The organism is Phytomonospora endophytica (assembly GCF_014202425.1).
GTDB lineage: Bacteria > Actinomycetota > Actinomycetes > Mycobacteriales > Micromonosporaceae > Phytomonospora > Phytomonospora endophytica.
In genome coordinates this window covers 83534-96087 of sequence record NZ_JACHGT010000025.1, presented here as the reverse complement: position 1 = coordinate 96087, position 12554 = coordinate 83534, and the positions used below count along the sequence as shown (strand labels likewise).

Here is a 12554-nt window from a genome sequence, read left to right as displayed (position 1 = left end):
TCTAATCGGCCTTTTCAAGGGCACATGAAGAACCTGGGGCTGTCAAGGGAAAGAGCGCCCTTGACAGCCCCAGAACCTTCATGTCGTCCAATCAACGGCCGAAGCGACGGAGACACAGGTAGACGCCTGGGGGTGTGTCGCGCTGCGCGCGACCCTGGGGTCTGTTCTCGAAGGTCACGGTCGTGTGGTGGGTATGGCTTCCCGGCGAACGCGGGAACACACCGCGAGATCAACACCACCCCCACCCGCACGCGCCCTAGCCCGAGAGAGGCGGGGAAGGCGGGGGTGCTGGCGGCGGGAGAGGTGGCGGTGGTCTCGGTCGGCGACACGGCACACGGCGAGCGCAGGCACGGCGAGCGCAGGCACAGCGAGCACACGCCCAGCGAGCACAGGCCCAGCGAAAGCGAACCTCGCGAGCGCGGTTTCGGCGGACGCGTACCCCCGGCGACCCCAAACCTCCCGCCAAACCTCCCGCCCACTCCCGAGCACCGCCATTCAGTCGGAAATCAGTCACTCACTCCCTCTTCCCGCACTAAAACCCGGAATTCCGCCCCCTTCCCACCCCGCAACACTGTGCACGCGATTTCTCACCCCCGGAACACCCCAGGTCACCCCCGCGTCAATACGCCTTTGCCTCGATCACCCACAGTCAATTCCTCCGACTTGTCTACACAAGTTCCCAGGTCAGGGGCGTTCCCGTCTGGTTGAATCCCATGCCTGAGTGTCAACTTGACGACCGCCAATTTGTCTTCGGCGTGTTGAAGTTGGTTCCATCGAAACAGCCGTCGGGCGGCTGAGCACCGCCCGGCCGGATCACTAGGAGCACACCGTCCAATGAAGACTCCAACGACCGGCCGCCCCAGGACGGTCGATGATCGTTTCGTCGATCACGATGCCGGACACATTCACGGACCCAACCCGGATGGTCTCTGCAAGGACGACGGATTGCCCTACCCCTGCCCGATCGTGCGGGCCGTGGCGGCGGGCGCGGTTCCTCCGCGCGCGCCGGCTGAGCGGGGCTGAGACGACCCTCCCCTCGTGAGGGGTCCATGGCTGGTGGGGCCGTGGACCCCCTCGCTCTTCGCCGTTCTCCCCCTCCGACGCGCGCTTCGGGGCGATAGTGGAGCCGGAAGCCGGTTTCGAACCGTTTCTCCGGGGTATCCAGGGGTCAGCGGAGGGAGCGATCATGACGGAGGCACCCACCGCGGCGGAGGCGTCCACTGCCGAGCTCGTCCGCCGCGCGACTGAGCAGATGTCCCACCTCGTTCGCGATGAACTGGCCCTGGCGCGCGCCGAAATGGCGCAGAAGGGCAAGAACGCCGGGGTCGGCATCGGACTTTTCGGAGGAAGCGGCGTCTTCCTCCTCTACGGCATCGGCGTGCTGATCGCCGCCGGGGTGCTGGCGCTCGCGCTGGTCATGCCCGCGTGGCTGTCGGCTCTTCTCGTCGGCGTCTTCATCCTGCTCATCGCCGGTGTGATGGCACTGGTCGGGCGAGCGCGCGTCAAGCGCGCTGTCCCGCTCAAACCGACGGAGACCGTCGAGAGCGTCCAGGCCGACATCGCGACACTGCGGGGAGAGGAGAACGGGTCATGAGCACCGCCGAGAACGATGACGTCGTCCACGGCGCCTCCTTGTCCCCGCCGCCTCCGCCGCCTTCTCCGCCGGAGGACATCGACGATATCCGCGCCGACATCGCCGCCACGCGCGCCGAGCTCGGCGACACCGTCGCGGCGCTGACCGCGAAACTCGACGTGAAGGCACGTGCGGGCAAGGCCCTGCACGAGGTGCGGGAGTCCATCGAGGACCGCGCCTCAACGGGTCTCAGGGTCCTGCACGACGTGCCGGTCGCCGTCGTGGTCATCGCCGTCGGCGGTGTCGTCGCCGCGGGCTTGATGTTGTGGCGCGCGTTTGGAGGTAAACGGTGAAGAACCTGCTGTACAAGCCTTTCGGTCTCATCGCGGGGGTCGCCGGTGGTCTCGTCGCCGGCTGGGCCTTCAAGCAGGTCTGGCGCCTGTCGACGGGCGACGACGACGCGCCCGACGCCACCGACGCCGACAAGGGCTGGGGCGAGATCCTGACCGCGGCCGCCCTCCAGGGCGCCATTTTCGCGATCGTGAAGGCCGCCATCGACCGTGGGGGCGCCGCCGGCGTCCGCCGCCTGTCCGGTGGGAGCGGCCGTCGCTGACGACGGGGGAGTCATGAAGATCTGGGGCGTCGTCAAGAGCACGGTCAAGGAGTTCGCCGACGACAACCTGACCGATCGGGCCGCGGCGCTGACGTACTACGGCGTCCTGTCGATCTTCCCGGGCCTGCTGGTCATGGTCTCGGTGTTCGGCATGCTCGGCCAGTCGGCCACTCAGCCCCTCATCGACCAGCTGGGCGCGATCGCGCCCGGTCCGGCCCGCGACCTGCTCACCCAGGGCGCCCACGGCATCCAGGACTCCGGCGGCGCGCCGGTCGTGTTCATCGTCGGTCTGGTCACGGCCCTGTGGGCCGCGTCGGGCTACATAGGCGCGTTCATTCGAGCGTCCAATGTGGTCTACGACGTGCCCGAGGGCCGTCCCTTCTGGAAGACGGTTCCCTTGCAGTTGCTGCTGACCGTCATCGTCGGCGTCATGCTCGCGATCTGCGGTCTCATCGTCGTCTTCACCGGCCCGGCCGCTGAGTGGGCCGGGGCGAAACTCGGTTTCGGCGGCGCGGCCGTCTCGGGGTGGAACATCGCCAAGTGGCCGGTGCTCGTCCTCCTGGTCTCGCTGATCTTCGGGTTGCTGTACTGGGCTTCGCCCAACGCCCGCGTCGGGCGCTTCCGTCTGGTGTCGGCGGGCAGCCTCCTCGCGGTCGTGCTCTGGATCGTCGCCTCGGCCGGGTTCGGTCTGTACGCGGCGAACTTCGGCTCCTACGACAAGACCTACGGCACTCTCGGCGGTGTCATCGTCTTCTTCGTGTGGCTGTGGATCTCCAACTGCGCGGTCCTGCTCGGCCTGGAGTTCGACGCGGAACTGCGCCGGGCGAAGGCCGTCGACGACGGGCTGCGGCCCGCCGACGCCGAACCCTTCGTCGAACTGCGCGACGAGGACAAGGTCGAGCCCCGCGCGCCTGTACCGGAGTGACCGTCTCCGCCTTCGGACATACCCGCACCTCTGTCCCACGACGGACGCGCGCGTACCGAAACGGCACATAGCGTCTCCGGACATGACGAGACCCACCTTCGCGACCTCGCGCCGTTCCATGCTCGGCCTTCTCGGCGCCGCCGTCCCGTTCGCCGCGGGCGCCGCCCTCGCCGTGGGCGAGGAGCCCGCCGCCGCCGACGAGGGCTCCCACGTACCGCCCGGCCTGCGGCCCGGCGGGGAGGTCGACCGGCTCATCCGCCGTCTCCACTCCGAAGGCGCCTTCTCCGGCACGGTTCGCGTCACCCGCAAGGGCCGCACGGTCCTCGAACGGTCGGTGGGCATGGCCGACCGCGCCACCGGCACCGCCAACACCCGCGGCACGCGCTTCTGCGTCGGGTCGGTCACCAAGATGTTCACCGCCGTCGCCCTCCTGCGCCTCGTGCAGGAGCACCGGGTCGACCTGTCCGCGCCCATCGGCACCTACCTCGACGGGTTCGCCGCGGACGTCGCGCGCACCGTCACACCCCACCACCTCCTCACCCACACCTCCGGTCTGGGCGACTACATGCGGGTGCCCGGCTTCTTCGACGAGGCGCCGGGCTGGGCGACCGTCGCCGACGCGTGGGAGGGCGGCCTGTCCTTCGTCCGGCGCGACCCGCTCGCCTTCCCGGCGGGCGGCAGGCACGTCTACAGCAACTCCGGCTTCTACGTCCTCGGCGCGATCGTCGCCGCGGTGTCGGGCCGCTCGTACTACGACTACGTCGCCGAGCACGTCTTCGCGCGTGCCGGGATGCGCCGCTCGGGCTTCTTCACCAAGGACGTATGGCGCTCGGACACCACCATCGCGCGGCCCTACCAGGACGGCGCCGACGTCCTGGAATCCGCGCACTTCCACATCGGCTCACCGGCGGGCAGCTCCTTCGCCGACGCGGCCGACCTGGAGCGCTTCATGAACGCGCTCTACACCGACCGGCTCCTCAACGCCCCCCACACCCACCTCGCGACGAGCCCGAAAGGCCGCCGCCCGGACCTCCCGCCCGACCCGTCGAAGCCCCGCCTGGACACCTTCTACTCCTACGCGCCCGCGCTGCGGCTCGTCGCCGACCGGGATTGGGCCGTCGGCCACGGCGGCGGCGCGCCGGGCGTGTCGGCGAACGTCGAACGCTATCCGCGCGGCGAGTGGGTCGCGGTGACCCTGAGCAACGCGGGCGACCGGGCGACCGGGCCCGTCGACCGCCTCATCAGCGACCTGATCACCGGTTCCTAGACACGGCGAAGGGCCCGCGCTGGGCTGAGCGCGGGCCCCTCATTACCGGTAAAGCCTTGCCGACCTCAGCAGCGCGAGGGCTTCGACCGCGACACCAGAGCCGTGGTCCCGTAGGAACCGTCGAGCCAGACCGCGCGGCGGCCCTCGTCGGCGGTGACCCGGAACTGGAGGCCGTCGGCGCACGACATCTTGGCGATCCTCCCGCCGTCGATGCCGATCTGCCAGACCTGCGGAACCGTCGGGCCGGGCCAGTCCTCGAAGGTGACCGCGTCGTCGGTGGCGTCGTAGTCGCCGAGCAGTGGGCCGTCGGTCTCCTTGACGAGGACCTTGACGTTCGTGCCGTCGTGGTCCATCCGCCAGATCCCGGCGCTTCCGCCCGCGGTCTGGTCGACGCCGACGACGATGTGCTCGTCGGTCAGCTTGAGCGCGTACATCCCGGCGAAGCTCTCACCGCTGTCGTCGAGGATCTCCGGCAGGAGGGTCTCGGTCCCGGTCGTCATGTCCCGCACGGCGATGTTGAGGTGGTAGGCGCCGTTACCGCCGGGCGTGCGGTCGGGCTGGCGGAGCAGGTAGTACAGGCTCCCGTCGCGCACCTCGCCGAAGCCGCTGCTCTTGTAGTAGGTGCTCTCGACCATCTGGGCGGTGCCCGCGGGGTCGTTGGCGTTCATGTACCACTGCTTGCGCCCGGCGATCGGGTGCGTGGTGTTCCACGAGATCCAGTCGCCGTCGACCGACGTGTTCGACGGGCTCAGCGTGGTCCACAGGACCTCCGGCGGCGCCGAACCGTCCACGGGCGCCCGCATCAGCTGCGCGTTACTGGCGCCCCAGGCCCACCACACGGCCCACTTGCCGTCGGTGGCGGGGTAGACGTTGAAACGGTCGTCGACGGGGTCGGCGAGCTTGATCGGGTCGCCCTTGCCGTTGGTGCGGCCGGAGTACATCGCGTAGGCGCCGTCGCCGTCGATGTCGCCCTTCGGCGCGACCCACCAGCCGCCGGCCGCGCTGGGACCGGTGCGCTCGGCGGTGATGTCCTCCATGAGGATCGTGGCGTCGCCGGAGCGCTCCTCCCAGCCGTCGATGATGCCGTGGCGGACGAAGGCGGCGATGACGCGGCCGAGCGACACCAGGCCGATGCGCGAGTCGAACGCGGCCTGGACGACGGCGTTGCGGCCGTCGACGAAGTCGTCGGTCGGGGTCATGTACTCGGTGAGGGCCTTGTAGATGAGCTTGTCGGCCTTCGCCGAACCGATCGTCTCGCGGATGTCCCACAGGGCACCGGAGAAGATCGTGGAGTTGGCGTGCACGCCGCCGTTGTCGTACTCCCAGGTCAGGCCCTCGTAGTCGGCGGTGGTGCGGCCGTCGTTGAGGTCCCGCAGGGCGCAGTCGCGCGGGCTCGCGGTCCGGCACAGGTCCTCGCCGAGGAGCCCGGCGTCGGGGTCGCGCATGGAGGTGCCGGTGACGTCGACGTCGATGGCGTTGCCGAAGTAGTCGGCGACCGCCTCGTTCATCGCGCCCGACTGGTGGGCGTAGATGAGCCCGGCGGAGTGCTCGACCACGCCGTGGGTCATCTCGTGCCCGACGACGTCGAGGTCGGCCGAGAGGGTCTTGTACTCGGCGTCGCCGCCGCCGTAGACCATCTTCTGGCCGTCCCAGAAGGCGTTGATAAAGGGCTGGCCCCAGTTGGTGACGCCGACGACGGAGGTCATCGCGCCGCCCTGCCCGTCGAGGCCGTTGCGGCCGAGACCGGCGTAGAAGTCGTAGACGTGGGCGGCGTTGGCGTGCGCGTCGACCGCGCCCGACTCGGTGGCCTCACCGTCGAAGTGCGCGGTCGGGCCGACGAACACCGGGATGTCGGCCGGCATCCGGCCGAGGACCTCGCCGACGTCGTAGGCGCGGCCGTCGTAGGTGCTGATCGTCGAGTCCTGCGACTGGTCGACCATCTGGAAGGAGCCGTCGTCGGCCTGCGTCAGGCCGAGCGGAACCTCGTCGCCGTCGTAGTCGACGCCCGTGCCCTCGACGGGCGAGGAGAACTGGATGCCGTCGTAGGAGAACAGCGGCCACGCGGTGTCGGCGTCGACGTAGACCTCCTTGACGACCGGAGTACCGGCCTCAGGGGCCACAGTGGACACCGTGACGTGGTAGGCCAGGGTGCCGGTGCCGTCGGGCACGATCACCAGACCGTTCGAGGCGGCGGTCACCGTCTCGTCCGGGCCGTCGCTGAAGCGGCCCCCGGCGAGCTGGTCGGCGACGTAGATCCGCGCCTGCTCGATCGCCGACTCCGGCGCGGCCGTCGCCGTCGTGTCGACCGACAGATCGCTGTAGTAGGTGCCGTTGGCGCCGAGGACCGTGGTGTCACCGCCCTTCGGGCGCATGTGCACCAGGTACTGCGCGCCGAAGACCGGAACACCGTTGTGGCTCTGGGCGAAGCGGACCGTCTCGGTGCCGTCTGCGGCGTAGGTGCCGATCGGGCTCAGCTCGGCGCCGTCGATGGCGAAAGTCGAGGCGTGGTCGCCGAGGTACTCCTTGGCCGCGGCGACGGGCTCGTCAGCCGAGACCGTCTGCTCGTCACCGCTGACCTGGGCGGGGGTGTCGGTACCGGTGCCCGGCACGACCGCGGACGGATCGATGCCGTCCTCGGCGTGCGCGGGCGACGCCGTGACCAACGCCGCGGCGGCACACGCGGCCGTCGTCAGCGCCAGCAGGCGGGCACGTGATCTGGACACGTGTACTCCAATGGGCTCGTCTGAGAGGGGACCCGTTGGGGAAGCGGGTCGGGGGCGCTCTCATTCAAGAACCTTGGAGATCGATGATCAATACTTTCGGGTGCCCAGTTGTGGACATGAAGACTTGTGGGCGCAGCCGTCCGGAGGTCAGACTCGATCGAATGGAGAGCGAACAGCCCCTCGCGGACTGGGTCGGACTCGACTCCGATGAGGCGGCCCTGTACCGCGCGCTACTGCGCGACGGCGGGCCCGCGCGACCCGAAAGACTCGCCGCCCAGCTCGACCGCACCGTACCCGACGTCCGCGGCGACGTCGAACGCCTCGCCGACCTCGGATTCCTCACCCCGCGCGGACCCGTCGCGCCGTCCGTCGCGCTGCGGTCCGTCCTGCACCGCCGCCTCGCCGGACTTCACGAACAGCAGTCCGCCCTGGAGGCCGCCGCCGCGCAGGTCGACCGGCTCGCCGCCGGATTCCTCGCCGCCGAACCCGGCTCCATGCCCGTCGAAGGCGCCGAACTCGTCGTCGGCCGCGAAGAAGTCGCCCGCCGCGCCGGAGACATGGTCGCCACGGCACGACACGAGATGCTCATCCTCGACGCCCCGCCCTACGCACAAGTCGCCCCGCCCGCCCCCGACCAGCCCTGCGAACCCTTCAGCTCCGCCGCCGACTCCGACGTCGGACAGGCCATCGCCCGAGGCGTCCAATTCCGGCGCGTCATCGCCCAAGACGCCCTCGACCTCCCCGGCCGCATGGCCGCCATCAGCGAACTCGTCGAACTCGGACTCGCCGTCCGAGTCACCAGGACCGTCCCGACGAAACTCATGATCGCCGACGGACGGACCGCGCTCGTGCCACCATCACCAACCGCGGACCCCGCGTCACAAGCACTGGTCGTGCACGACGGACTACTGCTCAACGTGCTCAAACCCTTCTTCGAAGTCGTCTGGGACGCCGCCATGCCACTGGGAGGAGCATCCGACGCGCCGAGCGAAGCCGACCGGGCACTGCTCGCATTGCTCGCCGGAGGACTGAAGGACGAGGCGATCGCACGACAACTGGACGTGCACGTGCACACCGCACGACGACGGATCAGCGCGTTGCTGGAGAGACTCGGCGTGACGACGAGATTCCAGGCAGGGATGCAGGCGGCGCGGAGGGGGTGGCTGGCGGAGTTACCGGGGGTGGTGGTTGGCTCGCCGCGCTCGCGATGCGGCTCGCCCGCTGGGCGTGGTGGCCGTCCCCGCCGTGACCCTCCCCACCCCCCACGCCCGATCCTCACCCACTTCTCAGACTCCCCCCATACCGTCACCCCTCCCCACAACGGAGAGGAGTCGCCATGTGGCGCAACGACGCGGGCGATGTCGTCTGGGGGACGATCGACACCCTCGCGCGGCCCGGTGTCCTGCTGCTCCTCGCGGGTGGGGTCGTCGTCTCGCTTCTGCTCGGGCCTTGGCTCGGGGGGCGACTCGTCCGGGCGCCGCGTGTCGCTCTCACCGGCGCGTTCCTCGCCCTCACCGCCATCCTCGCGCTGACCATGCCCGTCGACGGGGTCATCGAGGCGCCCCGGATGAGTGCCGAGGCCTTCTGGCGTGACCTGCTCGACCCCACCGCCTACGCGCACTACCGCGAATGGGGCTTCGGCTCCAGCGAGGGCCTCGCCAACATCGCGCTCTTCGTGCCCTTCGCCTTCTGTCTCGCCATGGCGACCCGGCGTTTCGTCCTCACCGCGGTCGTCGGGGTCGCCTTGAGCGTCGGCATCGAGACGGTCCAGAGCATGTCCTACCGGGCCGCGACGGTCTTCGACGTCGTCAACAACGGCCTCGGTGTCCTACTCGGCGTCGCGCTCGCCCTCGTCGTCACGCTCGCCGCGAGTCCCGTCCATCGTGCGCGCAGGGCCTTACTGCGGCACGCCCTCGTCGAGGACGACGCTGAACTCCAGTTGCGGATTGTCGGCGCCGTAGGCGATGAAGTGCTCGGCGACGGCCGCGTCGTTCGTGACCAGCCGCAACGGCACCGGCGACGCCACGATCGCCAGCTCCAGCGGGCTCAGGTCGGCCGGCGCGTACCCGGTCGCGTAGACCTGCGTCCGCAGCGCGCCCAAGTCGTGCTGCAGCACGGCGAGACCGACCGACACGTTCGCGTTCGTCCCCGGATCGGGACTGGTGATCGCGACGGTCGCCGGCCCCTCCAGGTACCCGTGCTCGGTGAGGTAGGCCAGCGCGGGCGCGTGCGGGCCGCGATAGAACTCGCCGCTCGCCCACACCCGTCCCCACGTCGTGTCACCGCCCAGGGCGTGCTCGTCGCGGTCGAACTGGATCGGCCCGATGCTGACGGCCCCGGCGGCGACCGCCCCCAGCGCGACCGCCGCGACGGAGGCCAGCGCGAGGCGGCGTCCACCGGTCGCGGGCCCGAAACGCAGCCACCGCACCGAAATCCCGGCGGCGACCAGGAGCAGCACGAGCATCGTCTGCGCGCCCTTGTCGAAGTAATAGGTCAGGAATCCGATCTGGCTGAGCTGGTAGGCGCCGATCGCGATCAGCGGCACGCAGGCCGCCGCGACGCCGATCCCGTAGACCCGCCGTACGGGGGAGCGGCGTGAGTTGCGCACGCACAACCCGGCGACGGCCAGCCCGATCAGCGTCAGCATGAGCATCCACGACGGCCGCACCACATAGCCTTCGAGCAGCAGGTGCTCACCGGTCTCCAGCCCGGCCGTCTGCGCCATGACAGTCGGGACGAGCACGATCACCGCGGCCGCCGCGACCAGCGACGTGCACGCGATCCAGTGCCGCCGGAAACGCCGCCGGTAGACCACGACCGCGCAGATCCCTACCGGCGCGAGGAACAGCGCGAACAGCGGATACGCCGACACCGCGACCACGCTCGCCGACAAGCCGATGACCAGGTGCTCGATCGGCCCGCGCGGCCCGCGCGCCAGGAAGGCCGCCGCGACCACCAGGAACGCCGTCGAGAGCACCTGCGGGTCGAAGGAGCACCAGATGGCCGTCGTCAGCACACCCGCCGCGACGACGCTCGCCGCCGCCGACATCGCCAGGCTCCGCCGCCAGCCGCCCGTGCCGGGCCCGGCGACCCACCGCACGGCCCACGCCGAGGCCAGCGCGAGGAAGGCGAAACCGGCGACGACGTAGGCGTAGTAGCGGTCATAGCTCGCGAGCGCGTCGCCGGGACCGCTGCCACCGGTGAGGAAGGAGTCGATGAGGGCGTAAAGGTAGTGCGCGCTCTGCGGGTAGACCTTGGCGATGTCGTCCTGCACGATCGGCGCGGCCGCGTCGTAGTTGAGGAACGGGTAGCCGCCGATGTGCAGGATGCCGTCGAAGAGGTTGAAGTGGCGCATCCGGTCGCCGGTGATGGCCGAGTAGGACAGCCGCTCGGCGAGAGATCCACTGTGGAGGGTCGGCCAGGCCGCGACGAGCGTCGCGAAGACCGTGCCGGCCAGCAGGATCAGGTCGGAGCCGAGGAGACGGCGCGGCAGACTTGGCCGCCGCCCGCTGATCAGGGCCGCCCCGCCGAGGGCGAGCAGCGCCACGGCCGCCACCGCGTAGGGGTTGAGTCCCCACGGCCAGAAGGTGAAGGCGTACCCGGCCGCGACGGCCACACCGGCGACGACCGCGACGGCGGCCATCAGTCGATCCAGCAGCGTGCGGCCGACCCGGAGGAGCGAGGCGGTGCCGACGACGATCAGCGCGAGCAGCAGCGCCCCAAACAACATGGGGGACAGCGTAGAGAGTCCCCCGCAGGCGTGTGCGTGCGCACAGGTCGTGCGAAACGGGAAAGGACGTCGTATTCGGCGGGTCGTACCCACGCGTATGGGCACGTACGGTGCGATGATGTGACACCACCGTAAAACCTACAAAAAGACTCATGGACTCACATGTCTAACTTTTTCGATTCCGATCTCCAGTCGACGGAATTCTCGGTCGCCATGCGCGGATACGACCGCGCCCAGGTCGACTCCTACGCCCAGCAAGTCCTCAACGCCATGAAGACCGCCAAGCAGCACCGCGTCGACGCCGAGCGCCGCCTCGACGACGTCCGCACCAAGCTGCGCCGTACCGAGGAGCGCATCGCCGGACTGGAGCGCCGCCTCGCCGACTCCGACGCCGCGATCGCCGAGAACGAGCGCCCCACCCTCGCCGGGCTCGGCGCCCGCGTCGAGAAGCTCCTCCGTGCCGCCGAACTCGAAGCCGACGACCAGCGCGAGGACGCCCGCCGCCAGGCCGCCGACATCCGCGCCCGCGCCCTCGCCGAGGCCGCCGAGACCTCCGAGTCGGCGCGCATGGAGGCCCACTCCGTGACCGGCGCCGCCGAACGCGACGCCGCCGAGACCCGTACGACGGCGGCGAACGAGGCGCAGGAACTGCGCACCAACGCCCGCCGCGCCCACGACCTCAAGCGCGCCGACGCCACCCGCGAGTCCGAGCAGATCCGCGGTGTCGCGCACAACGAGGCCGCCGAACTCAAGTCCTCCGCGGAGCGCGAGGTCGCGATGCAGCGGGCCGTCACCGACCGCGAGGTCACGCAGCTCCGCGCCGGCGTCGCCCGCGACGTCGACGAACAGCACGCCAACGCCAACACCCTGCTCGCCGAGGCCGCCGACAAGCGCCAGAGCGAGATGCAGGAACTCGCCCTCACGCTCGCCGAGAAGCGCGAGCGCGCCGAACGCGAGGAGAGCGCCCGCCACTCCCAGGCCGTCAACGCCGCGACGCACGTCGTCGAGGAGGCCGAACAGCGCGCCTACCTCGCCGAGCAGCGCTCCCGCGAGTCCGAACAGCGCGCCCAGGAACGCGGCATCGACGCCGACCGTCGTGCCGCCGACCTCAAGGCCCGCGCCGAGGCCACCGCGGCCCAGCTGCGCGTCGAGGCGCAGTCCGAGGCGGCCCGCATCCGTGCCGAAGCCGAGTCCGAGGCTCTCAGCCTCGTCAACCCGCTCCGTGAGGAGCTCGACAACCTGACCGCCCGCCGCGACTCCGTCACCGCCCACCTGGGTGAACTCCAGCGCCAGCTGGGGACGGTCGCCTCACCGCTGCGCGACCTGCTCGCCGAAGGCGGCTCGCTGCCCATCAACCGGCCCCGGGAGCCCTACGAGGCCGACCGCCCGACGCAGCAGATCCCCGTCGTGCGCTCGGGGGATTTAGCTCCCACCGCACGGGCGATCGGCCGCGCGACGGTTCGCACGCCCGCACGCCGGCCGCGCCCGCGGCCGTATCCGAGGTGACGTGAGGCCCCGGTCGCTTGTGCGGCCGGGGTTTTCGGTGTCGCTAGTGGGCGGCGGTGGGCGCGGCCTCCGCTGGTCCATGGTCGCCGTCGATCCGAACGACGGTGGTGTCAGCGTGACACTCTGGCCTGGAGCCGCTGCGTGGTCTTGGGGTTAGTCTGACCTCCATGGACGACCAACGTCGGGTTCGGCGGGCGGGCGGTGGTGGCTCGGTTCT

Annotated in this window: 9 protein-coding genes and 1 pseudogene; 8 read left to right on the top strand and 2 right to left on the bottom strand. The window is 70.4% G+C overall.

Annotated elements, in window-relative coordinates:
- Window positions 1-1186 precede the first annotated feature (1186 nt).
- From HNR73_RS37650 to HNR73_RS37630, 5 genes are all read left to right on the top strand, one after another.
- Window positions 1187-1594, top strand: coding sequence for a phage holin family protein (locus HNR73_RS37650; protein ID WP_184792862.1), 408 nt, complete (start codon window positions 1187-1189; stop codon window positions 1592-1594).
- A complete protein-coding gene (locus HNR73_RS37645; RefSeq protein ID WP_184792861.1) occupies window positions 1591-1926 on the top strand; it encodes a DUF3618 domain-containing protein in 336 nt (111 codons plus the stop codon). Before HNR73_RS37650 ends, HNR73_RS37645 begins: the two co-directional genes overlap by 4 nt.
- Window positions 1923-2186, top strand: coding sequence for a DUF4235 domain-containing protein (locus HNR73_RS37640; RefSeq protein WP_184792860.1), 264 nt, complete (start codon window positions 1923-1925; stop codon window positions 2184-2186). Before HNR73_RS37645 ends, HNR73_RS37640 begins: the two co-directional genes overlap by 4 nt.
- Window positions 2187-2199: 13 nt before the next feature.
- Window positions 2200-3111: a YihY/virulence factor BrkB family protein gene (locus tag HNR73_RS37635; protein ID WP_184792859.1), complete on the top strand. Its 912-nt coding sequence runs from the start codon at window positions 2200-2202 to the stop codon at window positions 3109-3111.
- A gap of 82 nt (window positions 3112-3193) precedes the next feature.
- The gene (locus HNR73_RS37630; protein WP_184792858.1) at window positions 3194-4378 is read left to right on the top strand and encodes a serine hydrolase domain-containing protein; all 1185 of its coding nucleotides are present in this window, start codon (window positions 3194-3196) and stop codon (window positions 4376-4378) included.
- Between the two features lie 65 nt (window positions 4379-4443).
- Here the strand turns inward: HNR73_RS37630 and HNR73_RS37625 are convergent, their stop codons facing one another.
- The gene (locus HNR73_RS37625) at window positions 4444-7101 is read right to left on the bottom strand and encodes a M4 family metallopeptidase (RefSeq protein ID WP_184792857.1); all 2658 of its coding nucleotides are present in this window, start codon (window positions 7099-7101) and stop codon (window positions 4444-4446) included.
- A gap of 161 nt (window positions 7102-7262) precedes the next feature.
- On the opposite strand from HNR73_RS37625, the gene HNR73_RS40505 reads away from it, so the two are divergent.
- Both HNR73_RS40505 and HNR73_RS41305 read left to right on the top strand, forming a co-directional pair.
- Window positions 7263-8633 (top strand): hypothetical protein, encoded by a 1371-nt coding sequence (locus tag HNR73_RS40505; protein ID WP_239122379.1) that lies wholly within the window; start codon window positions 7263-7265, stop codon window positions 8631-8633.
- Between the two features lie 2 nt (window positions 8634-8635).
- Window positions 8636-8944, top strand: a pseudogene (locus HNR73_RS41305) (VanZ family protein); the annotation flags it as partial.
- Window positions 8945-8998: 54 nt separating this feature from the next.
- Here the strand turns inward: HNR73_RS41305 and HNR73_RS37615 are convergent.
- Window positions 8999-10831: a hypothetical protein gene (locus HNR73_RS37615; protein WP_184792856.1), complete on the bottom strand. Its 1833-nt coding sequence runs from the start codon at window positions 10829-10831 to the stop codon at window positions 8999-9001.
- 162 nt (window positions 10832-10993) lie between these two features.
- Between HNR73_RS37615 and HNR73_RS37610 the strand changes: the two genes are divergently transcribed.
- Window positions 10994-12337: a DivIVA domain-containing protein gene (locus tag HNR73_RS37610; protein ID WP_184792855.1), complete on the top strand. Its 1344-nt coding sequence runs from the start codon at window positions 10994-10996 to the stop codon at window positions 12335-12337.
- Window positions 12338-12554: the final 217 nt, after the last annotated feature.